Source organism: Kitasatospora sp. NBC_01266, assembly GCF_036242395.1.
GTDB lineage: Bacteria > Actinomycetota > Actinomycetes > Streptomycetales > Streptomycetaceae > Kitasatospora.
Genome location: NZ_CP108458.1, coordinates 3,742,002 through 3,766,190 on the forward strand (window position 1 = coordinate 3,742,002; position 24,189 = coordinate 3,766,190).

At 70.9% G+C, this 24,189-nt stretch carries 23 protein-coding genes; 7 read left to right on the forward strand and 16 right to left on the reverse strand.

Annotated features, from left to right (window positions below; translation table 11 throughout):
- Positions 1–60: 60 nt before the first annotated feature.
- Both OG403_RS16140 and OG403_RS16145 read right to left on the reverse strand, forming a co-directional pair.
- Complete coding sequence (locus OG403_RS16140; RefSeq protein WP_329564935.1) at positions 61–519, reverse strand: Lrp/AsnC family transcriptional regulator; 459 nt, start codon at positions 517–519, stop codon at positions 61–63.
- A 150-nt stretch (positions 520–669) separates the two neighbouring features.
- Positions 670–1,329 (reverse strand): UbiX family flavin prenyltransferase, encoded by a 660-nt coding sequence (locus OG403_RS16145; RefSeq protein ID WP_329564936.1) that lies wholly within the window; start codon positions 1,327–1,329, stop codon positions 670–672.
- Between the two features lie 41 nt (positions 1,330–1,370).
- Between OG403_RS16145 and OG403_RS16150 the strand changes: the two genes are divergently transcribed.
- The 3 genes from OG403_RS16150 (at position 1,371) to OG403_RS16160 (ending at position 3,424) form a co-directional block, all read left to right on the forward strand.
- Positions 1,371–2,117 (forward strand): cyclase family protein, encoded by a 747-nt coding sequence (locus tag OG403_RS16150; RefSeq protein WP_329564937.1) that lies wholly within the window; start codon positions 1,371–1,373, stop codon positions 2,115–2,117.
- A gap of 20 nt (positions 2,118–2,137) precedes the next feature.
- Positions 2,138–2,581: a PH domain-containing protein gene (locus OG403_RS16155; protein WP_329564938.1), complete on the forward strand. Its 444-nt coding sequence runs from the start codon at positions 2,138–2,140 to the stop codon at positions 2,579–2,581.
- Positions 2,582–2,713: 132 nt separating this feature from the next.
- Positions 2,714–3,424 carry an MOSC domain-containing protein gene (locus OG403_RS16160; RefSeq protein WP_329564939.1) on the forward strand — a complete coding sequence of 237 codons (711 nt, stop codon included), beginning with the start codon at positions 2,714–2,716 and terminating at the stop codon, positions 3,422–3,424.
- Between the two features lie 40 nt (positions 3,425–3,464).
- Here OG403_RS16160 and OG403_RS16165 read toward each other — a convergent pair whose 3' ends face one another.
- From OG403_RS16165 to OG403_RS16175, 3 genes are all read right to left on the reverse strand, one after another.
- On the reverse strand, positions 3,465–3,833 hold the full coding sequence (locus tag OG403_RS16165) for a VOC family protein (RefSeq protein WP_329564940.1): 369 nt from the start codon (positions 3,831–3,833) through the stop codon (positions 3,465–3,467).
- A 100-nt stretch (positions 3,834–3,933) separates the two neighbouring features.
- Entirely contained in the window at positions 3,934–4,845 is a 912-nt protein-coding gene (gene mqnP, locus OG403_RS16170; RefSeq protein WP_329564941.1) for a menaquinone biosynthesis prenyltransferase MqnP, read from the reverse strand.
- Positions 4,842–6,299, reverse strand: coding sequence for a menaquinone biosynthesis decarboxylase (locus tag OG403_RS16175; RefSeq protein WP_329564942.1), 1,458 nt, complete (start codon positions 6,297–6,299; stop codon positions 4,842–4,844). The genes mqnP and OG403_RS16175 overlap by 4 nt, the downstream gene beginning before the upstream one ends.
- Here OG403_RS16175 and OG403_RS16180 point away from each other — a divergent pair.
- The 3 genes from OG403_RS16180 (at position 6,298) to OG403_RS16190 (ending at position 9,034) form a co-directional block, all read left to right on the forward strand.
- Positions 6,298–6,741, forward strand: coding sequence for a PLD nuclease N-terminal domain-containing protein (locus OG403_RS16180; RefSeq protein ID WP_329564943.1), 444 nt, complete (start codon positions 6,298–6,300; stop codon positions 6,739–6,741). The genes OG403_RS16175 and OG403_RS16180 overlap by 2 nt on opposite strands.
- Before the next feature lie 429 nt (positions 6,742–7,170).
- Positions 7,171–8,757 (forward strand): acyl-CoA carboxylase subunit beta, encoded by a 1,587-nt coding sequence (locus tag OG403_RS16185; RefSeq protein WP_329564944.1) that lies wholly within the window; start codon positions 7,171–7,173, stop codon positions 8,755–8,757.
- A gap of 67 nt (positions 8,758–8,824) precedes the next feature.
- On the forward strand, positions 8,825–9,034 hold the full coding sequence (locus OG403_RS16190) for an acyl-CoA carboxylase epsilon subunit (RefSeq protein ID WP_329564945.1): 210 nt from the start codon (positions 8,825–8,827) through the stop codon (positions 9,032–9,034).
- On the opposite strand, the gene OG403_RS16195 is transcribed toward OG403_RS16190, so the two are convergent.
- The 8 genes from OG403_RS16195 to hemL form a co-directional block, all read right to left on the reverse strand.
- Positions 9,012–9,527 carry a GNAT family N-acetyltransferase gene (locus OG403_RS16195; RefSeq protein ID WP_329564946.1) on the reverse strand — a complete coding sequence of 172 codons (516 nt, stop codon included), beginning with the start codon at positions 9,525–9,527 and terminating at the stop codon, positions 9,012–9,014. The two genes, OG403_RS16190 and OG403_RS16195, sit on opposite strands and share 23 nt — an antisense overlap.
- Before the next feature lie 41 nt (positions 9,528–9,568).
- Positions 9,569–9,973, reverse strand: a complete 405-nt coding sequence (locus tag OG403_RS16200; RefSeq protein WP_329564947.1) for a hypothetical protein — start codon at positions 9,971–9,973, stop codon at positions 9,569–9,571.
- Between the two features lie 206 nt (positions 9,974–10,179).
- A complete protein-coding gene (gene ccsB / locus OG403_RS16205; RefSeq protein ID WP_329564948.1) occupies positions 10,180–11,343 on the reverse strand; it encodes a c-type cytochrome biogenesis protein CcsB in 1,164 nt (387 codons plus the stop codon).
- A 3-nt stretch (positions 11,344–11,346) separates the two neighbouring features.
- On the reverse strand, positions 11,347–13,167 hold the full coding sequence (gene resB / locus OG403_RS16210) for a cytochrome c biogenesis protein ResB (RefSeq protein ID WP_329564949.1): 1,821 nt from the start codon (positions 13,165–13,167) through the stop codon (positions 11,347–11,349).
- Positions 13,168–13,169: 2 nt separating this feature from the next.
- On the reverse strand, positions 13,170–13,946 hold the full coding sequence (locus OG403_RS16215; protein WP_329564950.1) for a cytochrome c biogenesis CcdA family protein: 777 nt from the start codon (positions 13,944–13,946) through the stop codon (positions 13,170–13,172).
- Positions 13,943–14,545 (reverse strand): TlpA family protein disulfide reductase, encoded by a 603-nt coding sequence (locus OG403_RS16220; protein ID WP_329564951.1) that lies wholly within the window; start codon positions 14,543–14,545, stop codon positions 13,943–13,945. Before OG403_RS16220 ends, OG403_RS16215 begins: the two co-directional genes overlap by 4 nt.
- Positions 14,546–14,661: 116 nt before the next feature.
- Positions 14,662–15,363 (reverse strand): histidine phosphatase family protein, encoded by a 702-nt coding sequence (locus OG403_RS16225; RefSeq protein ID WP_329564953.1) that lies wholly within the window; start codon positions 15,361–15,363, stop codon positions 14,662–14,664.
- Positions 15,360–16,694, reverse strand: a complete 1,335-nt coding sequence (gene hemL, locus OG403_RS16230) for a glutamate-1-semialdehyde 2,1-aminomutase (protein WP_329564955.1) — start codon at positions 16,692–16,694, stop codon at positions 15,360–15,362. Before hemL ends, OG403_RS16225 begins: the two co-directional genes overlap by 4 nt.
- A 304-nt stretch (positions 16,695–16,998) precedes the next feature.
- On the opposite strand from hemL, the gene OG403_RS16235 reads away from it, so the two are divergent.
- On the forward strand, positions 16,999–17,586 hold the full coding sequence (locus OG403_RS16235; protein ID WP_442910921.1) for a hypothetical protein: 588 nt from the start codon (positions 16,999–17,001) through the stop codon (positions 17,584–17,586).
- A 30-nt stretch (positions 17,587–17,616) separates the two neighbouring features.
- Here the strand turns inward: OG403_RS16235 and OG403_RS16240 are convergent, their stop codons facing one another.
- From OG403_RS16240 to OG403_RS16250, 3 genes are all read right to left on the reverse strand, one after another.
- Positions 17,617–18,063 carry a luciferase domain-containing protein gene (locus OG403_RS16240; protein WP_329564959.1) on the reverse strand — a complete coding sequence of 149 codons (447 nt, stop codon included), beginning with the start codon at positions 18,061–18,063 and terminating at the stop codon, positions 17,617–17,619.
- Positions 18,064–18,183: 120 nt separating this feature from the next.
- A complete protein-coding gene (locus OG403_RS16245; RefSeq protein ID WP_329564961.1) occupies positions 18,184–22,026 on the reverse strand; it encodes an amino acid adenylation domain-containing protein in 3,843 nt (1,280 codons plus the stop codon).
- 431 nt (positions 22,027–22,457) lie between these two features.
- Positions 22,458–24,101, reverse strand: a complete 1,644-nt coding sequence (locus OG403_RS16250) for an RICIN domain-containing protein (RefSeq protein ID WP_329564963.1) — start codon at positions 24,099–24,101, stop codon at positions 22,458–22,460.
- Between the last annotated feature and the right edge of the window lie 88 nt (positions 24,102–24,189).

A 24,189-nucleotide genomic window follows, 5' to 3' on the forward strand; every position in this document is an offset into this window, starting at 1 on the left:
CCTACTCCCCCACGGTGTTCGACGGTCGCTCGGTGATCCGTTGCTGGGCCGCGTCGCGACTCATTCGCTCGGCAGCGGCAGATCGCTGACCCGGTTCTCCCACTTGGTGGAGAGCACGACCGTGGTCCGGGTCCGGGCCACGCCCTTGGTCCCCGACAGCCGCTTCACCACCGACTCCAGGCCCTCCACGTCGGAGACCCGGACCTTGAGCATGTACGAGTCGTCACCCGCGATGAACCAGCAGTCCTCGACCTCGCCGAGGTCCTTCAACCGGTGTGCCACGTCCTCGTGGTCGGCCGCGTCGGTGAGCTGAAGGCCGATCAGCGCGGTGACCCCGAAGCCGAGCGAGGCCGGGTTGACGGTGGCCCGGTAGCCGGTGATCACCCCGGCCTGTTCCAGCCGGTTGATCCGGTCCGTGACGCTCGGACCCGACAGGCCCACCAGCCGGCCCAGTTCCGCGTAGGAGGCGCGGCCGTTCTCCCGAAGCGCCTGGATGAGCTGCCTGTCCACCGTGTCCATGTACCGTCCGCGTCCTTCCGAACCGAGCCAGACCTCGAGAGCATTATCCGCAGTTCCAAGGTCACGCATGCCGCGCAACCCGGAAATCGCAGACGTCAGATGTCGGCTGCCAGATATCGCAGAGAACATACTCTCCCGGGGCGGCCCTTCTTACGCCCCCTCGGCGGCACGGGCCGCGCCCAGCTCGCCCGCCCAGCGGCGATAGAGCCCGTGCGGCACCCCGACGGCGTCCAGCACCCGGCCGGCGACGAAGTCCACCAACTCCTGCGCGGTGGAGCCGCCCGCGTAGAAACCGGGCGAGGCGGGCAGCACCACGGCGCCGGCCGCGTCCAGCTCCACCAGATGACGCAGCGTCACCCCCTCGAGCGGTGTCTCGCGGACGCAGACCACCAGCGGGCGGCGCTCCTTGAGGGTGACGGCGGCGGCGCGCTGGATCAGGTCCTTGCTCAGGCCGAGCGCGATCCCGGCCACCGCCCCGGTGGTGGCCGGGACCACCAGCATCCCCTTGGCCGGGTAGGAGCCGCTGGAGGGGCCGGCCGCGAAGTCGCCCGCCGTCCAGTACCGGACCTCCGCCAGGCCGTCCGCCGTCCCCAGCCAGGCGGCCAGGTCGGTGCGCCACTGCGCGTCCCGGAAGGAGATCCCGGTCTCGTCCAGGATGGTCAGCCGGGCCGCCCGGCTGACCACCAGGTCGACCGCCTCGCCGGCGGCCAGCAGGGCGCGGATCACCGAGGCCGCGTACGGGGTGCCCGAGGCGCCCGTCACCCCGACCACCCAGGGCCGCCGTACCGTCGGCTGTTGTTCGTTGCGCATACCTCGCACCCTAGGGCGTGCGACGCGGGAGGATGGTCGGCATGGCGCCGACCCTGATCGACCTCACCCACCAGGTCACCACCGGCATGCCCGTCTACCCCGGCGACCCCGAGGTGGCGCTGCGCCCCGCGCTGACCACCGACACCGCCGGGGTGAACGTCCTCTCGGTGCACCTGGGCTCGCAGTCGGGCACCCACCTGGACGCGCCTTACCACGTGGACGTCACCTGGCCGACCCTGGACGGGCTGCCGCTGGAGCGGTTCACCGGCCCCGCCGTGGTCGCCGACCTGCGCGCGCTGCCCGCCCGCAGCCCGGTGACGCCCGACCAGCTGGCCCCCGCGCTGGCCCGGCTGACCCCGGGCGCGGTGCTGCTGCTGGCCACCGGCTGGCCCCGGTTCTGGGGCACCGAGCGGTACCTGGCGCACCCCTACCTGACGCCGGCGGCGGCCACCGCGATCGTCGCCGCCGGGGTGCGCACCGTCGGGGTGGACGCGCTGAGCGTGGACCCCACCCCGGACCCGGGGCCGGGGGACCCGGCGGTGGCGGCGCTGCTGGCCGGTCTGAGCGACGAGCACGACGGCGAGCCGGCGGCCGCGGCGCCGGAGCTGGCCGCGCACCGGATCCTGCTCGGCGCCGAGGGCGGGGGCGTGATCGCGGAGAACCTGACCGACCTGACCGCGCTGCTGGAGGCGCAGGCCCGGGAGAAGCCGATCAGCGTGAGCCTCTTCCCGCTGCGGCTGGCGGCGGCCGACGGGGCGCCGGTGCGCGCGGTGGCGCGGGTGGGGTAGCGGGAAGGTACTGTCCGCAGGTGGAAAATCTGACCTTCAGCCCGTCGAGACGCCAGCTCTCGAACTACCTGGCCCGCCTGGTCCTGCTGCTGGCCGTGGTCTGCGGCATCACCGTCCTGGTCACGCACAACGCCGCGACCACCGGGATCGGCGCCGTCGTGGTCCTGGTGCCGCTCGCCCTGGGCGCCGCGCGCGGTCGCACCACGCTGAGCGGCACCGGCATCGAGATCCGCCGCCCGCTGGGCCCGCGGCAGTCGGTCGAGTGGAAGCAGGTCAAGGAGATCCGCGAGGAGGTGCGGGGCGGCACCCAGCTGCTGCGGGTCGAGCTGACCAGCGGCCGCAGCTTCCCGCTGCCCGCCCCCGCGCACACCGTGCTGTCGCCCAACCCCGACTACGCAGCCGAGCGGGACCGGGTGCTCGCCTACCGCAAGCAGCGCTCCGGCCGGCGCCCGAACCGGCGATAGGGCCCGCAGCAGGGCTTGCGGGCAGCGCTCGTGACACGGCTCGTGACAGGGCCGGCGGCGGTCGGGCGGGCCCGGTCGGCCACCCTGCCTTGGTCTAGACCATCCCGGTTGCCCCCGATAGGCTGACCGGCCATGGCAGAGATCGTCGGTGTGGTCGAGCGACTCTGGCGCTACCCCGTGAAGTCCACCGCCGGGGAGCGCCTGACCCAGGTCCCCGTCGACGATCGCGGCCTGGCCGGGGACCGGCTCTACGCCGTCCGGGACGGGGAGGGGAAGCTCGGCTCGGGCAAGAACACCAGGCGGTTCCGGCGGATGGACGGGCTGCTGCGGCTCGGCTCGCGGCTCGGGAACCTGCTGGACGGCCCCGAACTGCTCGACCCGCTCGGCCGGGCCGTCGCCGACCCCGTCGCCTTCCTGCGCGCCTACCTGCAGCGCGACGACGTCACGCTGGCCCGCGAGGACACCGTCTCGCACTTCGACCAGCTCCCGGTCAGCCTGCTGACCACCGCCACCCTGGACTGGGTCCGCGAGGCCGTCCCGACCGTGCTGGTCGACGAGCGGCGGTTCCGCCCCAACATCCTGCTCCGCACCCCGCCGGGCACCCGGCCGTTCGTCGAGGACGACTGGTTCGGCCGGGAGGGCGAGCTGAAGTCCGGCGCCCGGCTGGCCTTCATCCGGTCCAGCGAGCGCTGCGTGATGGCCACCGCGGCCCAGCCGGGGCTGCCGCACGCCCCCGAGATCCTGCGGGTGCTGGCGCGGGCGCACGCCAACCGGCTGGACGCGCTCGCGACGGTGAGCGGGCCGGGACTGCTGCGGGTCGGCGACCGGCTGCGACTGCTGTGACCGGGCGCTTCACGAGCACGCGTCGGCCGGTGACCGGATGTCAGCCGGTGACCAGGCAGAACGGGTGCCCCGCCGGGTCCGCGTAGATCGCCCAGCTGCCCTGGTGGCGCAGCAGCGCCGCGCCGTGCGCCGTCACCTCGCGCTCGGCGGCGGCCAGCTCCGCCACCTCGACGTCCAGGTGGACCTGCTGCGGATGCAGCGGGTCGGGCCACTGCGGCGGGTGGAAGTCCTCGACCCGCTGGAAGGCCAGCACCAAGCCGCCCGGCGTGTGCAGGGTGGACCACTCCTCGTCCAGCGACCAGCGCGGGTCGGGGCGGTCCACCTCGCCGCCGAGCAGCACCGCGTAGAAGCGGGCCAGCGCGGCCGGGTAGTGGCAGTCCAGGACCACGCACTGCAGGGTGCCGAGCATCGCCGCCTCCTTCGGGCCGTCTCCGGTCCTCCGATCATCCCGCACCGGCCGCGCGCCGCGCCCGGTGTGGCGCGCGGCGGCACGGCTCAGCCGGTGCGGCTCAGCTGAAGTGCAGGCCGCGCAGGATCAGGTCGAGCAGCGCGAACCCGAAGAGCGAGACGCCGACGAAGCCGTTGGTGGTGAAGAAGGCCCGGTTGAGGCGGGAGAGGTCGCGCGGCTTGACGATGCTGTGCTCGTAGCCGAAGGCGGCGATCACCAGCACCAGGCCGACGTAGAAGGCCGGACCGGCGTGGGTGAGGACGCCGTACCAGGCCAGCAGGCCGGTGGTGATCAGGTGGCAGACCCGGGCGCCGTAGAGCGCGCGGGCGATGCCGAACCGGGCCGGCACCGAGCGCACCCCCTCGGCGCGGTCGGCGGCCACGTCCTGGCAGCCGAAGATCAGGTCGAAGCCGCCGATCCAGATGCCGACCGCCAGGCCCAGCACCACGGCGTCCCAGGACCAGCTGCCGGTGACCGCCAGCCAGGCGCCGATCGGCCCCATCGCCTGGGCCAGCCCGAGGATCGCGTGCGGGAAGTCGGTGAACCTCTTGCCGTACGGATAGACCACCATCGGCACCACGGCGATGGGGGCGAGCACCAGGCAGAGCGTGTTCAGCGAGGCCGCGGCGCCGAGGAAGACCAGCAGCGCGATCGCCGAGCCGATGTACGCGGTGCGCAGCGAGACCGCGCCGGTGACCAGCTCGCGGCCCGCCGTGCGCGGGTTGCGGGCGTCCAGTTCGCGGTCGATGATCCGGTTCGCCGCCATCGCGAAGGTGCGCAGGCCCACCATGGCGATGGTGACGACCAGCAGCTGGCCCCAGTGCACCCGCTTGTCGGCCAGGAACATCGCGGTGAGGCTGGCGATGTAGGCGAAGGGGAGGGCGAAGACCGAGTGCTCGATCATGACCAGGCGCAGGAAGGCCTTGATCCTGTTCGGGGGCGGCGCCTCGAACAGGTCGGCAGCGGTCGTCACAGCCCGTATTCCTTCCAGCGACGCGTCACCTGTTCGGCGGTGGCCGGGTCCGAGGTGATCATCTCGGGCCACCCGCCGTCCCGGGTGTAGCCCTCCTCCGGGAGCTTACGGGTCGCGTCGATGCCCGCCTTGCCGCCCCAGAACTTCTGGTAGGAGGCGTGGTCGAGGTGGTCCACCGGGCCCTCGACCACGCTCAGGTCGCGGCTGTAGTCGGTGTTGCCCAGGGCCCGCCAGGCGACCTCCTGGTAGTCGTGCACGTCGCAGTCGGCGTCCACCACGATGATCAGCTTGGTCAGCGACATCATGTGGGCGCCCCAGATGGCGTGCATCACCTTCTGGGCGTGCTTGGGGTACTTCTTGTCGATCGAGACGATCACGCAGTTGTGGAAGCCGCCGGCCTCGGGCAGGTCGTAGTCGACGATGTCCGGCACGATCACCTTGAGCAGCGGCAGGAAGAAGCGCTCGGTGAACTTGCCCAGCGGGCCGTCCTCGGTCGGCGGGCGGCCGACCACGATGGACTGGAGCAGCGGGCGCCGACGCATCGTCAGGCAGTCGATGGTGAGCGCCGGGAAGAGCTCCTGCGGGGTGTAGAAGCCGGTGTGGTCGCCGAACGGGCCCTCCGGGAGCAGCTGGTCGGGCTCCAGCCAGCCCTCCAGCACCACCTCGGCGTCGGCCGGGACCTGCAGCGGGACGGTCTTGCAGTCGACCATCCTGACCCGCTCCCCGGCCACGAAGCCCGCGAACAGGTACTCGTCGATGTCCCCGGGCAGCGGGGCGGTGGCGGCGTAGGTGACCACCGGGGGGCAGCCGAAGGCGATCGCCACCGGCAGCCGCTCGCCGCGCCGGGCGGCCACCGCGGCGTGGTTGCGGCTGTCCTTGTGGATCTGCCAGTGCATGCCGATGGTCCGCTTGTCGTGCCGCTGCAGGCGGTACAGGCCCAGGTTGCGCACCCCGGAGTCGGGGTCCTTGGTGTGGGTCAGGCCCAGGTTGAAGAAGGAGCCGCCGTCCTTGGGCCAGGTGAAGAGCGCGGGGAGCTTCTCCAGGTCGACCTCGTCACCGGTGAGCACCACCTCCTGCACCGGAGCCTCGGTCGGCTTGACCTTGCGCGGCGGCACGTGGGCCATCGAGGCGAGCTTGCCGAAGGCGTCCCGGACGCCGGTGAAGCCGTGCGGCAGCTCCGGCTTGAGCAGGCCGGAGATCTTCTCGGCGATGTCCTCGGGCGACTTGAGGCCCAGCGACTTGGCCAGTCGGCGCTCGGTGCCGAAGACGTTCATCGCCAGCGGCATCGCGGAGCCCTTGACGTTCTCGAAGAGCAGGGCCGGGCCCTTGGCCTTCTGCACCCGGTCGACGATCTCGCCGATCTCCAGATGGGGGTCGACCTCGACCTTGATGCGCTTGAGGTCGCCTTCTCGTTCGAGGGCCCGCAGAAACGAGCGGAGATCGTCGTATGCCATGCCTGTCAGTATCGGCTACCCGATAGCCTGGCTCGGTCAACAGGGCCCGCCGCAGCCCGCTCGGCGCCGGCCCGGCCGCCGCCCGGCCTTGGGGGAGATCGCCACCGTGCTGGATATCGTGCCCGTTCTTCTCGTCCTGGTGCTCTGGATCTGGGCGTTCATCGACTGTCTGACCACGCCGGACCACGAGGTCCGCCACCTGCCGAAGCTGGTCTGGATCGTGCTCATCCTGCTCTTCGGCGAAGTGCTGCTCGGACCGCTGGCCTGGCTGCTGGTCGGACGGCGCCGCAGCGTGCTGGCGCTCGGCGCCGCGCGGGCCGCCGCCGAGCCCGGGACCCGGCATCGGCAGGTGGCACCGGACGACGACCCCGAGTTCCTGGCCGCGCTCGGCCGGGAGATGGAGCGGCGCCGGCGCGAGGAGCCGGAGGACGGATCCGCCTGACCGGGATCCGGGATCGGCCCGAGCTCCGCGCCACCACCTGCCGTTTTGGTGCATCCCTACGACTGACGGTACGTGGTCGGTACCCCTCGCCCACCTGCGAAGACCCCCTGGAACCCCGCTTTCCACCCCCTGCCCGCACCCCGATAGAACCGCTCTGAGCTGGGAAGTCGTCCCATCGAACAGTCGGCCGCCGATCTTGGCGTGCACTGGGCAAGAGCGCCTGCCGGAGGCGTCCGAGCTGCGGCCCGAACCGGCCTCTGAGCTGATTTTCTGTCCAGCCTCGACAGGTAAAGCCCTAGGACCTTGTACGGAACCAACGCCGAAACGGAGCGGTCCGGCCTCGTAGTGTCGTAGGGGGAGCAGGAAATCGCAGCCGGAGCCCACAGCCGACACCGACTGCTCGGTCGCTCATATATCTGGGAGTTCGAGATGACGGTGTTGCAGCAGGCCGCCGCGGGGGAACCCGCCGACGCGCGCGGCCGGGTGGCCGAGCTGCACGAGCTGCGCGAGCAGGTGCTGCGCGGTCCGAGCGACAAGGCGACCGAGGCCCAGCACGCCAAGGGCAAGCTGACGGCGCGTGAGCGGATCGAGCTACTGCTGGACGCGGGCTCCTTCCACGAGGTGGAGCCGCTGCGCCGGCACCGCGCGCAGGGCTTCGGCCTGGAGGCCAAGAAGCCGCACACCGACGGTGTGATCGTCGGCTGGGGCACCGTGCACGGGCGGACCGTCTTCACCTACGCGCACGACTTCCGGATCTTCGGTGGCGCGCTCGGCGAGGCCCACGCGCAGAAGATCCACAAGATCATGGACATGGCCATCGCGGCCGGTGCCCCGCTGGTCTCGCTCAACGACGGCGCCGGCGCCCGGATCCAGGAGGGCGTCACCGCGCTGGCCGGCTACGGCGGCATCTTCCAGCGCAACACCCGCGCCTCCGGCGTCATCCCGCAGATCTCCGTGATGCTCGGCCCCTGCGCCGGCGGCGCCGCGTACTCCCCCGCGCTGACCGACTTCGTCTTCATGGTCCGCGAGACCTCGCAGATGTTCATCACCGGCCCCGACGTGGTGCAGGCCGTCACCGGCGAGAAGATCAGCCAGAACGGCCTGGGCGGCGCCGACGTCCACTCCGCCGTCTCCGGCGTCTCCCACTTCGCCTACGACGACGAGCAGTCCTGCATCGAGGAGGTCCGCTTCCTGCTCTCGCTGCTGCCGCAGAACAACCGCGAGATGCCGCCGGCCACGCCGAGCGACGACCCGGTGGAGCGCCGCAACGAGTCGCTGCTCGACCTGGTGCCCGCCGACGGCAACCGCCCGTACGACATGCGCAAGGTGATCGAGGAGATCGTCGACCACGGCGAGTACCTGGAGATCCACGAGCGCTGGGCGACCAACGTGATCGTGGCGCTGGCCCGGATCGACGGACACGTGGTGGGCCTGATCGCCAACCAGCCGCAGTCGCTGGCCGGCGTCCTCGACATCAACGCCTCCGAGAAGGCCGCCCGCTTCGTGCAGATGTGCGACGCCTTCAACATCCCGCTGGTCACCATGCTGGACGTGCCCGGCTTCCTGCCCGGCGTCGACCAGGAGCACGACGGCATCATCCGGCACGGCGCCAAGCTGCTGTACGCCTACTGCAACGCCACCGTCCCGCGGATCCAGCTGATCCTGCGCAAGGCCTACGGCGGCGCCTACATCGTGATGGACTCCCGCTCGATCGGCGCCGACCTCTCCTACGCCTGGCCCACCAACGAGATCGCCGTGATGGGCGCCGAGGGTGCGGCCAACGTGATCTTCCGCCGCGACATCAACGGGGCCGAGGACCCGGAGGCGATGCGCGCGCAGAAGATCAAGGAGTACAAGAGCGAGCTGATGCACCCGTACTACGCGGCCGAGCGCGGCCTGGTGGACGACGTCATCGACCCCGCCGAGACCCGCTCCGTGCTCGCCCACGCGCTCGCCATGCTCCGCACGAAGCACGCCGACCTGCCCTCCCGCAAGCACGGCAACCCGCCGATGTAGCGGCTGCGCGCAGTCGGCAGTCACCTGACCACTCGTCATCCGCAGCTTCCGGGGAGAGAACCCGATCATGACCGTGTCCACCGAACCGCTCGTCCGCGTCACCCGCGGCTCCCTGTCCGACGAGGAACTGGCCGCGCTCACCGCCGTCCTGCTGGCCCGGGCCGCCGCCCAGCAGGCCACCGCGGCGCTGCCGGCCGTCGAGCCGCTCGCCCGCTGGCAGCGCCTGGAGCGCCGCCCGGTCTACTACTCGCCGGTCAGCTGGCAGTGGGCGGCGTAGTCGGCGACAGGCTCCGCACGGCCGCCGGCAGGCTCTTCTCGAACCAGTGGGACGCGTACTCGCTGTCGTTGTAGCGGGGGATCTCGCGGTAGCCCTGCCGGGCGTACAGCACCCGCGCCTCCACCAGGTCGGCGCGGGTGTCCAGGCGCAGCGTGGCCAGCCCCAGCTCGGCGGCCGCCGCCTCGATCGCGGTGATCAACCTGGCGCCGCCGCCCTGGCCGCGGGCCCGCGGGTCCAGATAGACCTTGGTCAGCTCGCCCAGCCCGGCGTCCAGTCGGCGCAGCCCCACGCAGCCCACCGGCGCACCGTCCCGGCGGGCGACCAGGAAGGCGGCGAGGCAGGTGTCGGGTTCCTCCGCATCGAGCTGGTCGACCTCCGCCTCGGTGGCCGGGCGCCGGTAGTAGCGGCTGATCAGCTCGGCCCGGTACGCCCGGAGCAGGGCGACGGCGTCCGGGTGGTCGGTCGGGGTGTGCTCGAAGGTCCAGGCGGTCATCCGGCCATGATGGCCCGGCCCGCCGCGGCGGGCACCCGGTTTTACGCGGCCACCAGGGCCGTGGAGCGGCCCGCGTGCATCAGGTCCAGGTGGGCGGCCAGCAGCTGCGGGTCCTGGGCCAGCCAGAGCCGCAGCGCGGCCCCGAGCATCGCGCAGCCCGAGCCGAGCCGCACCCCGGTCACCCGCGCCACCTGCTCGGCGGCGGGCACCAGCAGGTCGGCCAGCGGCGCCGGCAGCCACACGGTCAGCGCGCAGGGGGCCGGCTCGGCCAGTGCGGCCAGCAGCCGGTAGGCGCGCGCGGCGCCGTGCAGGGTCGGCAGGATGTCGAGCAGCCCGTCGGCGACCACCTCGGAGAGGTCACTGCGGTGCCCCTGGGCGAGGCGCCTCAGCAGGGCGCGCTCGGCGACCGTGATGCGGACCGTCAGCATGAGCTCATCGCTGTCCATATCGCGGCCTCCTCGCCTCCGGCATACCGGCTTTGGTCCCGGTACGTCCTACTTTGTCACAGCCACTCATCCGCTCTGACATCTGCCCACTGCGCGGGCCATGACACCTCGCCAGGCACCTGACCGAGACGACGTCAGGTCGGATTTCACTGCTTCGCAGGTCGGGCCGCCGCCGGTGGCACCCGGCGGCGGCCCGACCGGGCGGGCTATCCCACGCCGGCGTACGAGTGCTTGCCGGTGATGAAGATGTTGACGCCGTAGTAGTTGAAGAGGAAGCAGGCGAACGCCAGCAGCGCCAGGTACCCCGCCTTGCGGCCGCGCCAGCCGGCGGTGGCCCGGGCGTGCAGGTAGCAGGCGTAGACCACCCAGGTGATGAAGGACCAGGTCTCCTTCGGGTCCCACTCCCAGTACTTGCCCCAGGCCGACTCGGCCCAGATCGCGCCCGCGATGATGGTGAAGGTCCAGAGCGGGAAGACCAGGGCGTTGATCCGGTAGGAGAGCTTGTCCAGGGTGGCGGTGGCGGGCAGCCGCTCCCAGACCGAGGCCGCGGTCTTGAACGGACCGCCCGGCAGGCCGGCCGCCACCCGCTTGTCGTAGGCCTCGCGGCCCAGGTACAGCGCGGTGGAGGCGAAGGCCGCGTAGAAGGCGCCGCCGCAGATGATCGCGGTGGTGACGTGGATCCCCAGCCAGTACGAGTGCAGCGCCGGGACCAACTGCTCGTCAGCGGTGTAGAGCACCGTGGTGGCCAGGCCCAGGGTCAGGGTGGCGGCGACCACCGCCGGCAGGCCCATCCAGCGCACCGGCTTGCCGAGCACGAGCAGCAGCAGGTAGGTGCCGATCATGGTGACGCCGAAGGCGCAGGAGAACTCGTACATGTTCCCCCACGGGAACCGCATCACCGACAGGCCGCGGAAGAGCACCCCCGCCGCGTTGCAGACGAAGCCGAGCACGGTGAGCGAGATGGCGATCCGGCCGGCCAGGTCGCCCTTCTCGCTGGTGCCGGCCGCGCCCACGCCGTCGATGGCCTGCTCGTCGCCGCGGCCGCTGGTCACCACGATGGCGCCCTCACCGGCCAGCGCGGTACGGGTCAGCGTGGTGGTGCCGCCGTTGGCCGAGGCGACCGTGACGGTCACCTTCTTGGCCGCCTTCGCCTCCTTGGCCGCCCGCATCTGCCCGGCGACGTCGGAGGCCGCCGCCGCGGCGGCCAGCGAGGCCTGCTCGGCGGAGCGGCGGGCGACCCCGCCCTTGCTGCCGAAGGTCCACTCAAACATGTGCGCGAACATGGCCAGTGCGTAGACGAACATGGCCGAGTAGATCAACTTGTCGGACAGGCCCGACAGCTGGGTATTGACCCCGATGGCGAGATTCACCGTCTACTCCTTGGTTTCCGGGGCGGATGGGGTGGCGTCTGCTGGGGCGTCAGGCGCGATGGACGCTGACGGGTCGTCGGGGTCGCTCAGGTCGTCGGGGTCGTCGGGGTCGCTCAGGCTCTCGGGGTCCTCGGGGTCCTCGGGGTCGTCCGGGTCGTCCGGGTCGTCCGGGTCGTCGAGGGCCGGCGCGTCGTCCTGCAGGTCGACCGCGAGTTCGGCCAGCTCCTCGGCGATCTTCGCCGACTCACTGCGGGCCAGGCCCGCCAGCTCCACCAGGGTCCGGCCGTCCGGCGTGGTGACCGCGCGCACCCAGATCCGGCGGCGCTGCACCATCAGCGAGCCGATCAGGCCGAGGATCGCCAGCACCGCGCCGGTCAGCGCGACCGAGTTGCCGGGGCGGTGCGAGACGCTGAAGCTGGCCCACTGCTTGTAGCCCTCGAAGGTGATCGAGCCGTAGTTGTCCGGCAGCGTCCAGCCCTGGCCCGGGGTCAGCTTGACCCTGGCCGGCTGCCCGTCCTGCTGCAGCTGGGTCAGGTGGCTCAGGTCGAGCTGGTAGACGTTCTGCGGGACGCCGGAGTCGGTGCCGAGGTCGCCCTCGTACGAGGTGAGCACCAGCGCCGGGTTGGCGTCACCGGGGAAGAGCGAGCGCGGCCCCATGTTCGCGGAGAAGCTGTCCGGGGCGGTCGGCAGGAAGAAGCCGGAGAAGCCGAGCTGGACCTTCTTGCCGTTCAGCTGTCCGTAGTCGCCGACCTTGACCACACCGGTGGAGGTCAGGTTGGCGTCCTGCGGCAGGAACGGCACCGCGTCGTGGTAGACCACCTTGCCGCTGCCGTTCCTGACCGTGACCACCGGCGCGTAGCCGTGGCCGATCAGGAAGACCTTGCTGCCGCCGATCTCCAGCGGGTGGTTGACCGAGATGACGCCGGCCTTGGTCTTGGTCGGGTCGGAGCCCGTCCAGTAGTGGACGTTCGCGTTGAACGTGCGCGGCTGGCCCATCTGGTCACCGGTCAGCTGGTAGGTCGCGGTGAAGTCGTCCAGGTGGAAGCCGAACGGGTCCAGGTCGTTCGGCCCGTAGAAGGCCGACCCGCTGAAGTCGTCCATCTGGGTCAGCGTGTTGGTGTAGCCGTCGCCTTCGACCACCAGCTTGCCGCCGGTGCCGCTGGCCAGGCTCGCCCACGCGAAGCCGGCCAGCAGGGCGAAGAGCGAGAGGTGGAAGAGCAGGTTGCCGACCTCGCGCAGGTAGCCCTTCTCCCCCGCCACCGCGCCGCCCGAGATGTGCGAGCGGAACCGGCGCCTGCGCAGCAGCCGCTGGGCCGCCGCCACCGCGGTCTGCGGGTCGGCGTCGGTGTGCCAGGCCGCGTAGACCGGCATCCGGGTCAGGTTGGCGGGCGCGGCCGGCGGCTTGGCCCGCAGCACGCCGACGAACTGCCAGGTGCGCGGGATGATGCAGCCGGCCAGCGAGATGAAGAGCAGGATGTAGATCGCCGAGAACCAGACCGAGCTGTAGACGTTGAACAGCTGCAGCTTCTGGTAGATCGGGGTCAGGTCCTTGTGCGCGGCCTGCCAGGTCTGCGTCTGGAACGCGTTCTCGCTGGTCTGCGGGATCAGCGAGCCCGGGATCGCGGCGAGCGAGAGCAGGAAGAGCAGGATCAGCGCGACCCGCATCGAGGTCAGCTGGCGCCAGGTCCAGCGCAACCAGCCGAACACCCCTATGCCGGTCGGCGCGTCGGACTCGACCGGAGCGGTACTGAGCCTCCCGGCTGACGCCTCGTCGGCCGGCAGCTGCTCGCTGCCGGGTGTGGCCTTGAGGTCGGTGTCGCTCACGGTCAGATTCCGATCGAGAAGTTGCCGGTCAGGTACTGCAGCTGATTGACCAGGTAGGTCCAGCCACCGGTGATCAGCAGCACGCCGACGGCGACCAGCATGCCGCCACCGATCCGCATCACCCACTGGTAGTGCCGCTTGATGAAGCCGAAGGCGCCCAGCGCCCGGCGGAAGGCCAGCGCCGCCACCACGAACGGTATGCCGAGTCCGCAGCAGTACACGGCCATCAGGAACGCGCCGCGCCCGGCACTCGCCTGGGTGAAGGAGAGCGCCTGCAGCGAGCCCATGGTCGGCCCGATGCACGGCGTCCAGCCGACCCCGAAGACCACGCCCAGCGCCGGGGCGCCGAGCAGCCCGACCACCGGGCGGCGGTGCGAGCGGATCTCCCGGGTGCTGAAGCCCGGCAGCAGGCCCATGAAGGCCAGGCCCATCAGCACGGTCAGCGCGCCGAGCACCTCGCTGATGCCGCGGCTGTGCTCCTGCAGGGTGTTGCCGAAGTAGCCGAAGAGCGCACCGCCGGAGATGAAGACGGCGGAGAAGCCGAGGATGAAGAGCAGCGAGCCGGCCAGGATCCGCCCGCGCCGCCGGCCCTGGGCGTCCGCCAGGTCGGCGGCGGAGAAGCCGGTGACGTACGAGAGGTAGCCCGGCACCAGCGGCAGCACGCACGGCGAGAAGAAGGAGAGCAGCCCGGCCGCGACGGCCACCGGGACGGCGAGCAGCAGCGGGCCGCTCTGCACCGTCTGGTTGTTCTCCCCGAAAGCGAGCAGCGCGCTGGTCACGAGTGCTGCTCCGCCAGCAGCGGCGTGAGCATGGCGTCCAGGTCGTAGGTCGACAGCGGCTTCATCGCGCGGGCGGCCAGCCGGCCCTGGCGGTCGACCACCATCGTGGTCGGCACGGACTGCGGGTTGAGGGCGCCCTTGGGGAACTTGAGGATCTGGGTGCCGTCCGGGTCGTAGATGCTCGGGTAGCTGATGCCCTGGTTCAGCTCGAACTGGCGGGCGTTGGTGGGGTCGGTGTCCCGGGTGTTGATGCCGAGGAACTGCACGCCCTGGTCCTTGTACTTCTCGTAGGACTGCTCCAGGCCCTTGGCCTCCTCCCGGCACGGTGAGCACCAGGAGCCCCAGATGTTGATCACGACGATCTTGCCCGCGTAGTCGGAGAGCGCCTGCTGCTTGCCCTCCAGGTCGGTCCCCGAGATCGCCGGAGCCGGCTTGCGGGCGGCCACCGGCACGGTGTCGAGCCCGCCGCTGCCGGAGACGAACCCGGCCTGCGCGTCACCGCTGCCGCCCGACCCCGTCGAGCTGCATCCGGCAAGGGCGAGGACGGCTGCCGCAGCGGTGAGGAGCGCGGCCATGCGGAAGCGGGGCGTACCAGACATGTGAAAAGTTTCGCATGGCAGTTCAGAGGCTTTGAGGGGGGTCGGCAGTTGCGTGTCGACCCCCCGCTGAACTGGCCTTGTAAAGATCCTTTAAGCGCTGAATGAGAGCGGAAAAGTTAGGCCCCGAAGCTCTTTCCGACCGGCTTGTCGCCCTTCTTGCCCTGACCCACCAGGTGGGCCGGCAGCAGGTCGCGGGCCGGCTCGCTGTAGCCGACCGAGACCAGCTTGTCGCCCTCGTAGGTGAAGCTGGTCACCGAGGCGAGCGAGCACTGCCGCTTGCGCGGGTCGTGCCAGAGCCGGCGCTTCTCGGCGAACGAGCGGGCCGTCCAGACCGGCAGCTGGTGGCTGACCGCCACCGCCTCGTGCCCGCGCGCCGCGTCCCGGGCGGCGGCCAGCGCGCCCATCATCCGCACCGCGATCTCGACGTACGGCTCGCCCCAGGAGGGGCGGAACGGGTTGGTCAGGTGCTTCCAGTAGCGCGGGTTGCGCAGCGAGCCGTCGCCGACCCCGAAGGTCTTGCCCTCGAAGACGTTGTCCGCCTCGATCAGCCGGTCGTCCGCGGCGACGGTCAGCCCGTGCGTCTTGGCGGTCGGCTCGGCGGTCTCCTGGGCGCGCTCCAGCGGCGAGGCGACCACGTAGGTGATGTCCCGGCCGGCCAGGTGCTCGGCGACCCGGTCGGCCATCTGCCGGCCCAGCTCGGAGAGGTGGAAGTCGGGCAGCCGCCCGTAGAGCACGCCCTGCGGGTTGTGCACCTCGCCGTGCCGCACCAGGTGGACGACGGTGATCTCGGGGGTGGCCCCCGGGGTGTTCGTGCTCATCGCAGCTCCTCCGTGGGCTTGGCCAGCGCGGCGGCGCGGGCGGCGGCCGGCAGCGCCGCCGCGATCTTCTCGAGCGCGCGCTCGTCGTGCGCGGCCGAGACGAACCAGGACTCGAAGGCGGACGGCGGCAGGTAGACCCCGTCGGCCAGCAGGCTGTGGAAGAAGTCGGTGAAGCGGAAGGCCTCCTGGCGCTTCGCCGAGGCGTAGTCGGTGACCGGCTCGTCGGTGAAGAAGACCGAGAACATGGTGCCCGCCTTCTGCAGCCGGTGCGCCACGCCCTCCTTGGTCAGCGCCTCGCCCACCAGGCCGGAGACGGTCTCGGCGACCCGGCCGAGGGTGGCGTACACCTCGTCGGTGCAGGCGCGCAACTGGGCCAGGCCCGCCGCGGTGGCGACCGGGTTCCCGGACAGGGTGCCCGCCTGGTAGACCGGGCCGGCCGGCGCCAGGTGGGCCATCACGTCGGCCCGCCCGCCGAAGGCCGCCGCCGGGAAGCCGCCGCCCATCACCTTGCCGAAGGTCAGCAGGTCCGGGGCCCAGCCCTCGTGCGCCGCCTCCAGGCCGTACCAGCCCGCCTTGGAGACCCGGAAGCCGGTCATCACCTCGTCGGAGACGAAGAGCGCGCCGTTCTCCCGGCAGAGCCTGGCCAGGCCCGCGTTGAAGCCGGGCGCCGGCGGCACCACGCCCATGTTGCCGGGCGCCGCCTCGGTGATCACGCAGGCGATCTCGCCGCTGTGCAGCTTGAAGGCCTCCTCGACCGCCGCCAGGTCGTTGTACGGCAGCACGATGGTGTCGCCGGCCTGAGCCCCCGTCACCCCCGGGGTGTCCGGCAGCGCGAAGGTGGCCACGCCGGACCCGGCGGCGGCCAGCAGCGCGTCCACGTGGCCGTGGTAGCAGCCGGCGAACTTGACTACCTTGGCCCGGCCGGTGAAGCCGCGGGCCAGTCGGATAGCGGACATGGTGGCCTCGGTGCCGGAGGAGACCAGCCGGACCTGCTCGACCGGAGCCACCCGGGCGACGATCTCCTCGGCCAGCTCCACCTCGCCCTGCCCCGGGGTGCCGAACGAGGTGCCGCGGCTGACGGCCTCCCGGACCGCCTCCAGGACGGCCGGGTACGCGTGGCCGAGGATCATCGGGCCCCAGGAGCAGACCAGGTCGACGTACTCACGGCCGTCGGCGTCGGTCAGGTACGGGCCGGTGCCCGAGACCATGAAGCGCGGGGTGCCGCCCACCGCGCGGAAGGCGCGCACCGGCGAGTTCACGCCGCCGGGGGTGACGACCGAGGCGCGCTCGAAGAGCGACTGGGACTGGGGTGCTTCATAGGGGTAGCTCACGAGACCACATCCTCTCAAACGGCTCGAACAGCTCCGCTCTCAAATCGTGTCCTTTACCTAGGCATGTCGGACCCGATCATCTGGAACGATGATCCTTGTGCGGTTACGGGTCTGTTCATCCCGCACACTGGAGAGCGCGCGGTTCGCGCCCCGGTGCGGGTGCGGACCCGGGCTCAAGCTGACGTGATTCGGTCGAGCCTGGCCGATTGCGACCGTACAGCGGGTGACAAAACGGGAGAACAGGGACATCCGGCGGGACACCGGATGTCCGGGGGTCTGTCGATTCCGGCGAATTCCGGTGAGGATGGTCCGAGTGTCCGAGGAGCAGGACGGCTTCGAGGAGGCCACGGGGGCCGGCCGCAAGGCCGCCCGCGCGGGAAGGGGAAGGCGGGGTGAAGGACGCGTGGGGGTGACGTACAAGTACTTCGGCGCACCCGACCGCGCGACCGCCGCCAGAGTCCCCACCGCTCTCGGTCCCGGCGGTCTTGGCCTGGACGCCGGGGAGCTCGGCTCGCTCGGCCGCCTCGGCGACCTGATGGAGACCAGCGGCTCCCCCACCGGCCACCTCTCCACCAAGATCAAGCCCGAGACCATGAGCGCCATGGTCCTCACCGGCATCGAGGGCGTCCCCCTGCACCAGGTCCCCCCGCTGGAGCTGGTGGTCCTGCACCCCGACTACGCGGTCGTCCAGCTCCCCCACACGGTGGTCGAACCCCTGCGCAAGGCCGACGACACCGAACTGGGCGCGGCGGCCTTCATCTGGTCCACGGTGCCGGACCGGCGCGGGCCGCGGGACGCGTTCGTGATCTACACGATGCTGCACGAGTGGCAGGACTTCGCCAACCGGCTGCACGACGCGGGGCACCAGCTGTACTGCCTGGTGTGGCCGTGAGCCGGCGGCCGGCGAGGTCCTGAGGGCTGGTCAGCGCAGGTCGCCCATGGCGTAGGCGAAGGAGAACTGCACCAGCTGCCAGACGATCTCGAGTTCGCCGCGGCTGCGCGGGCCGTAGATCAGGATCGCGTTCTGCTCGGGGTGGCGGACGCCCCAGCCGGCCTGCTCCACGTCGTCCTTGGCGGGCTCGGGCAGGGTCAGGTGGAGGCTGCTGTCGTGGTGGGGGTGGAGGTGGGCCCACTCACGGCCCTTCTGGAAGGCGGCCGTCGGGCCGGCGCCGATGCCCTCGGGGATGAAGAGCGAGCGGGCGTGCGGGACGGAGACCAGGGTGGGCGCCAGGTAGACGTACGGCAGGGCGCGCATCCGCTCCCAGAGTTCCTCCTGCAGCATCACCGGGGAGGTCTGGGAGCGCTGGCCGTGCGGGGCGGGGCCGATGACGTCCGGGGCCGGGCCGGGGCGGCCGGGGAGTTCGAGCATGGTGGCAGTCCTTCGTTCAGGGGGTAGGACGGTGGTGGCGGGGGAGCGGGGGAAGGCCAACGGCCATGGTTCTGGGGCAACCCGACCCAGCGGGCTGCCCCAGAACCATGGCGCGGAGCGTTACGGAAGCAGGCGGGCCCGGATCGCCGTCACCAGTTCGGCGATGCCGCTCTCCTTTAGCACGCTGTAGTGGTCGCCCTCCAGCGTCACCACGGTCGGCGGGTTGGCGGAGTAGCCGGAGCTGCCCTCGATGAACGAGTAGTCGTCACCGGTGGCCTTGAACATGGTCACCGGTGCGGTCAGCCGCCGCTCGGCCAACTCGCGGAAGCTGTACTCGAACTCGTAGGTCTCCTGCACGATCCGGGTGATCCGGCGGATCATCGGCTCGCCGAGGGTGGGCAGCAGGCCGTGCACGAAGGCCACGAAGCTGTCCTCGTCCCGCGTCACCTCGAGGCAGCGCTGCAGCTCGGGGCCCTTGATGGAGCCGGCGAACACCGAGAAGAGGATCGTCACGTAGGCCGGGTTGCGGTACGAGGACTCGCGGCCGAACTGCTCGCCGTCGGCCTGGCGGACCTTCGGGTTGCCGGGGCAGATCAGCAGCAGGTTCTCCACCCGCTCGCCCAACTGCTCCAGCTGCCAGGCCGCCTCGAACGCGACCCGGGCGCCGAAGGAGTAGCCCCACAGCAGGTACGGGCCGTCGGGCTGCACCCGCCGGATCTCCGCCACGTCCGCGGCGGCCATCTCCCGGATGGTCGGGTAGGGGACCTCGTCGGCGTTGATGCCGTAGGCCTGGACTCCGTAGAAGGGCCGGTTCAGGCCCACCTCGCTGCCGAGCAGCCGCAGGTTCATCGGGTAGCCGCCCAGGCCCGGCCAGGTGAACACCGGCCGGTCGGCGCCGCCGTTGTGCAGCAGGACCAGCCGCGAGGCCGGCTCGCCACCGCCGCCGCCCTCGATCCTGGCCGCCAGGTCGACCAGCTTGGGGGCCTCGAAGAGTACCTGGAGGGGCAGCTTGGTGCCCTTCTCCTTGTTGATCCGGTTGACCAGCGAGACGGCGATCAGCGAGTTGCCGCCGGAGGCGAAGAACTCGTCCTCCACCGACACGTCCTCGTACTTGAGCGCCTTGCCCCACGCCTCGGCGAGCCACCGCTCGGTCGGCGTGCTGGGGGCGACGAAGGTGCTGCCCGTGTTCGCCGAGCGGACCTGCTCGGAGGCGGCCAGCGCCTTGGTGTCGACCTTCCCGTTGGCGGTCAGCGGCAGCGAGTCGAAGACCAGCACCCGGTTGGGGATCATGTAGTCGGGCAGCAGCTGGGCCAGTTCGTCCCTGACGATCTCGGCGGGGCCCTTCATGTGGACCGCGTCCTCGTACATGCCCTCGCTGCGGATCTGCTCCTCGCTGACCTTGCCGCCGAGGAAGAAGTACGACGGACCGGTGGCGATCCCCCGGGAGGCCAGGATGTCGTCGATGCACCGCGCGGCCGGCAGCGGGTGGCCGCTCTTGGAGCTGTAGCCCGAGGACATGAAGCCGAACCCGAGCCCGTTGCGCTGCAGTTGGTGCAGCCTGCGGCCCAGCGAGATGTACTCGAGCCACTCCTCGCCGGCCCGGCTGATCGCGCTGATCCCGAAACTCGCCCGGTCGTAGACCTGCTGGTTGATCGCGATCACGTGCTTGGCCTGCAGCAGGTCGGGCGCGATGGGCGCCAACTCGCCTTCGGCGTAGCGGTACAGACCGGCGGACAGGCCTTCCACCCGGCCCGGGTGGGCCTGCAGGTAGAGCTCGGTCGGGTCCGGCCTGGGGCTGCCGTCGTTGGTGTAGATCTCGAACGTGCCCAGGTAGTAGTCCTCGTCGGCGACGCCGAGGCTGCTCTTGACGGTCGGGTGGTAGGCCGAGGGACGGATGTTGAGTCCGTACTCCGGCAGCACCTCCTCGAAGACACCCAGCATGTGGCCGGTCTCGAACTCCAGCACTTCCTGGATGTTGTTCTTGTACACCGGCTCGATCGCGCGCTTCTTGCCGGCGAAGTGCACCTCGAGATACCGGCCGGCGCCGGCCGTGGCCGGGCCGATCCGCACCAGGCTGTGGTCCAGCGGGTGGTAGTAGTACACCCCCGCCTCCAGGCCGGCGATACCGCCGGTCTCCAGGTACAGCTGCGTCGCGTACAGCGCGCCGGGTGAGGCGTAGGAGTACTTGGGCAGCAGCCGCTCGTCGCTGTGGAACTGGCCGAACCAGCGCAGCAGCTCACCGAGTTCGGCCGAGGTCAGCTCGTCCAGGCCGCGGGAGAGGCTGCCGGTCGGCTGGGGGGCGAGCAGCTCCAGCAGCTCGGCCCGGCTGACCTGGCCGCCGTCGTAGTAGCGGTAGGTCTTGCGGGCGAAGGTCTCGCGCCGCTGCCGCTCGGACTCCTGCCTGCCCGCCAGCTCCACCACCGGCAGGCCGGCCAGTTCCTCGGGTTCACGCAGGCCGGGGTTGGACAACTGTGCCTTCACCTGGAGCTTGCTCGCCTTCGACTGGTGGTGGCCGCCGGCGTTCCCCTGATCCATCAGCGCCGCCTCCTTCGAGTTCAGCTCGATGCAGGCCACCAGGTTCTGGAATCCGGTCCGCGGGTCGTCCACGACGATCGCCGCCGCGCGCCTGGCCCAGTGGTGCTCCTCGATCGCCAGCGCGATCTCGTCCAGCTCCACCCGGTACCCGCGCAGCTTGATCTGGTTGTCCACCCGGCCGGCGAACTGGATCGAGCCGTCCGGGTTCCACTGCGCGAGGTCGCCGGTCCGGTACAGCCGCTCGGTCGGGACGAAGGGCGAGGGGACGAACCGCTCGAGCGTCTGGTCCTCCCGGTGCATGTAGCCGCGGGCGAGCTGAACACCTCCGATGTACAGCTCGCCGGTCTCCTCGATGCCCACCGGCGCCCGGTTCTCGTCGAGGATGTAGCACTGGGTGTTGTCGACCGGAACGCCGATCGGGATGCTGCCGGGGCCCTGTTCGATCGCGTCGGGGTCGACCAGGTACGCGGTCGCGTTGATGGTGCACTCGGTCGGCCCGTAGAGGTTGACCAGGGACACCCACGGCAGCTCGTCCAGCAGGGCCCGCGCGAGCTGCCGCGAGAGCGCCTCACCGCCGGAGAAGACGCGCGTGAGCGTGTCGCAGCGGCGGAACTCCTCGGTGTCCAGCATCGCCTGCAGCAGCGTGGGAACGCACTGGAGCGTGGTGACCTCGTGCTTGACGATCGTCTGGATCAGGGCTTCCGGGTCCCGGAAGATGCCGGGCGCGCCCATCACGACCCGGCCGCCCAGGGCCGGGGCGAGGATCTCCCACTGCGCCGCGTCGAAGCTCATCGGCGTCTTCTGGAGCACCGTCGTGCCGACGCCGAGGTGCCCGCAGTCCTGCATCCAGCGCATCTGGGACATGATGCTGCGGTGCTCGATCATCACACCCTTCGGCCGGCCCGTGCTGCCCGAGGTGTAGATGACGTAGGCCAGCGCGTCCGGCCGGACCGGCTGCGGTTCCACCTCGTCGCAGCCGCCCTCGACGCAGGTGTGCGAGTTGGCCAGGGTGACGATGCGGGTGCCCTGCGGGGCGAGTTCGGTGAGCCGGGAGACCAGGTGGTCGTGGGTGACCACGACCCGGGTGCGGCTGTCCTCCAGCATGTAGCGCAGCCGGTCCTCGGGGTACTCCGGGGACAACGGCAGGTAGGCGGCGCCCGCCTGCATGATGCCCCAGGCGCCGATCATCAGGTCCAGGGACGGTTCGACGTAGAGGCCGACGCAGTCGTCGGTCCCGACGCCCTGCCGGTGCAGGTAGCAGGCGAGGCGGCTACTGGCCTGCTCGAGCCCCCGGTAGGTGAGGTCCTGGTCCTCGAAGCTGACCGCGATGTCTTCGGGCTGTAGCTCTGCCCGCTGCTTGAGCAGATCGGGCAGGCATCTGCCCAGGTGGGTGTCCTGTATTCGCGGGCTGAACTGTGCGGTGTTCAAGGTGCCCTCCTTCGCTGACTGAGGCATGGTCGTGACGCGTTGGTGACGGGACTTCTTTCAGCCGGGCCGGGAGACGTGGGGATGAATGGATTGCTGACTGATTGTCAACTCTTGAGTAAGATATAGGGCCACCCTCGGGGCGGCCGCCGCCAGATGGTCCCCGCGGCACTCACGCAGCTGACACGACCCCCCGCTCCAGATGACGCTCAGCGGCAGCCCCGCCGCAGTCGACCTGACGGGCGACTACCCGTCTCCTCAGCGTTTCTCATTCGACTGGCCATCTTTCAACCAGTCAAGCACTGTGTCAATCAATTGAGATGGGTGACCCCGTAGAGGGGGAAGTCGGCATGCCGACCAACGCCACATGGGAAGTCGACGAGGTCGACTTCCCATGTGGGTTGGGCAGAGTGGCGGTTGGCCCGAGGAACTGATCAGCCGTGCAGGTAGACGATGCCGAGCTTGGTCAGCTGCCAGAGCTGGGCCGAGGCGCCGGTGTCGGCGGCCAGCTCGACGATCGGGTTGTTCTGGCTGTCGTGGTCGGCGCCGACGGTGGCGATCATGCCGGTGTTCTGCGAGTCGGCGAGCTTGTACCGCCCGTTGCCGGCCGGCTCGAAGATCCAGTGCTGGTTGCCGCCGCCGTTGCAGCTCCACTGCTCCAGCTGGGTGCCTGGGGTGGTGACGGCGCCGGTGGCGTCCAGGCACATGCTCCGGTTGCCGCTGAAGTCCATCTGGTAGCTGCCGCCCGGCTTGGCCTCCAGCACGAAGGACTGGTTGAGGCCGCCGTCCGCCGGATAGTTGATGGCGAGCCGGCCGTCGGTGCTGTCGCCGTAGGTGCCGCCGCCCGACAGGTCGAGCACCTGCCCGGTGGCCGCGTTGGTCAGCTGGTACCAGGCGCCGTCCTCCGGCACGTCACCGAAGGGCTGACCCGCGGTCAGCGGCATGATCGTGGTGCCGTCGGACTGGTCGAGGGTGCAGTAGGCCTCCTGCTGGGACGGGTCGTTGTAGAACTCGCCCAGGCAGTTCCCCTCCCCCTGGTAGCCGGCCACCCGCAGGTGGTAGGACTGCCGGATCTCGTTCTCGCAGAGCGAGAGGATGCCGATCGAGTAGTCGCAGCCGTTGCGGGTGTTCTCCGAGAGGTCGATCACGTCGCCGTTGGTGTACTCGTACGGCGAGGTGGTCCACTCGGCGCAGACCTCGTGGCCGTAGGAGACCCGGCGCTGGTCCAGGAAGCGCACCCCCGGCACCGCTTCGGCGGCCTGGCGCAGCGCGTCGTCGAAGGTCGGCACCACCCAGTTGTGGCCCCAGGCCAGGTCCTCCGGGAAGGCGGGGCAGCCCTGGGCGACCTTGGTCGCGTAGTCGTTGGCGCGGATGTCGGGGGTGATCGGGGTGAAGTACGACTGGAAGACCAGCTGGTACGACCCGTCCGCGTAGCCCGCGGTGCGCATGGTGTCGCGGATGTCGGTGATCGCGGCGGTCACCTTGGGGATCACCTTGGCGGCCCGCTGGGTGATCGTGGCGCTGCCGATGGTGTCCCGGCAGCCGGTGGACTGCGGGATCGGGAAGTACTGCCCGAGGCAGCTCTCCATGATCCCGCTGAAGTCGAAGTCGTCGTTGGCGCCGATCGTCACGACCACCATCTTGACGTCGTACTTGGCGGCGGTCTGCGCGAGTTGGGCGTCCTGCTTGGGCTCGCCGTAGTCGCCGCTGCCGCCGCCGGTGATCTGCGCCAGGGTCGGGTCGCTGACCAGGTCGCCGGTCTGGGCGCCGGAGCAGGCCAGGTCGACGGCGGTCAGGCCGGACAGGCCGGTGTCGAAGATCTCCGACTGGGGGTGCCGGTGGCAGTAGTCCTTGGGCCCGTCGGTGCCCGGGAAGTAGCCGTCGTTGGTGTCGGTGCCGGCGCCCTCGCCGGAGATGGCGCTGTCGCCGAGCGAGACGATCGCACCCGGCAGCGCGGCCCGCGGGCTCGCGGTGTCGGCGTGCGCCTGCGGGGCACCGGCGGCCAGGCCCAGGGTGGCGACCAGCGCGGCCACGGCCAGCAGCACGGTGGGGGGACCTGAGGTGAATCTCCTGATCACGCATGACTCCTAGAGGGGGTGGCGGAGTGGTGCGGTGAGCGGGTTCACATCGTAGGTACTGACAACTAGTCCAACAAGGCTCGTGACA

Coding starts and splice junctions, on each gene's coding strand:
- OG403_RS16140 (WP_329564935.1), bottom strand. CDS start 519: ATGGACACGGTGGACAGGCAGCTCATCCAGGCGCTTCGGGAGAACGGC.
- OG403_RS16145 (WP_329564936.1), bottom strand. CDS start 1,329: ATGCGCAACGAACAACAGCCGACGGTACGGCGGCCCTGGGTGGTCGGG.
- OG403_RS16150 (WP_329564937.1), top strand. CDS start 1,371: ATGGCGCCGACCCTGATCGACCTCACCCACCAGGTCACCACCGGCATG.
- OG403_RS16160 (WP_329564939.1), top strand. CDS start 2,714: ATGGCAGAGATCGTCGGTGTGGTCGAGCGACTCTGGCGCTACCCCGTG.
- OG403_RS16165 (WP_329564940.1), bottom strand. CDS start 3,833: ATGCTCGGCACCCTGCAGTGCGTGGTCCTGGACTGCCACTACCCGGCC.
- OG403_RS16180 (WP_329564943.1), top strand. CDS start 6,298: ATGCCTGTCAGTATCGGCTACCCGATAGCCTGGCTCGGTCAACAGGGC.
- OG403_RS16175 (WP_329564942.1), bottom strand. CDS start 6,299: ATGGCATACGACGATCTCCGCTCGTTTCTGCGGGCCCTCGAACGAGAA.
- OG403_RS16185 (WP_329564944.1), top strand. CDS start 7,171: ATGACGGTGTTGCAGCAGGCCGCCGCGGGGGAACCCGCCGACGCGCGC.
- OG403_RS16190 (WP_329564945.1), top strand. CDS start 8,825: ATGACCGTGTCCACCGAACCGCTCGTCCGCGTCACCCGCGGCTCCCTG.
- OG403_RS16195 (WP_329564946.1), bottom strand. CDS start 9,527: ATGACCGCCTGGACCTTCGAGCACACCCCGACCGACCACCCGGACGCC.
- OG403_RS16200 (WP_329564947.1), bottom strand. CDS start 9,973: ATGGACAGCGATGAGCTCATGCTGACGGTCCGCATCACGGTCGCCGAG.
- OG403_RS16220 (WP_329564951.1), bottom strand. CDS start 14,545: ATGTCTGGTACGCCCCGCTTCCGCATGGCCGCGCTCCTCACCGCTGCG.
- OG403_RS16225 (WP_329564953.1), bottom strand. CDS start 15,363: ATGAGCACGAACACCCCGGGGGCCACCCCCGAGATCACCGTCGTCCAC.
- OG403_RS16235 (WP_442910921.1), top strand. CDS start 16,999: ATGGTCCGAGTGTCCGAGGAGCAGGACGGCTTCGAGGAGGCCACGGGG.
- OG403_RS16240 (WP_329564959.1), bottom strand. CDS start 18,063: ATGCTCGAACTCCCCGGCCGCCCCGGCCCGGCCCCGGACGTCATCGGC.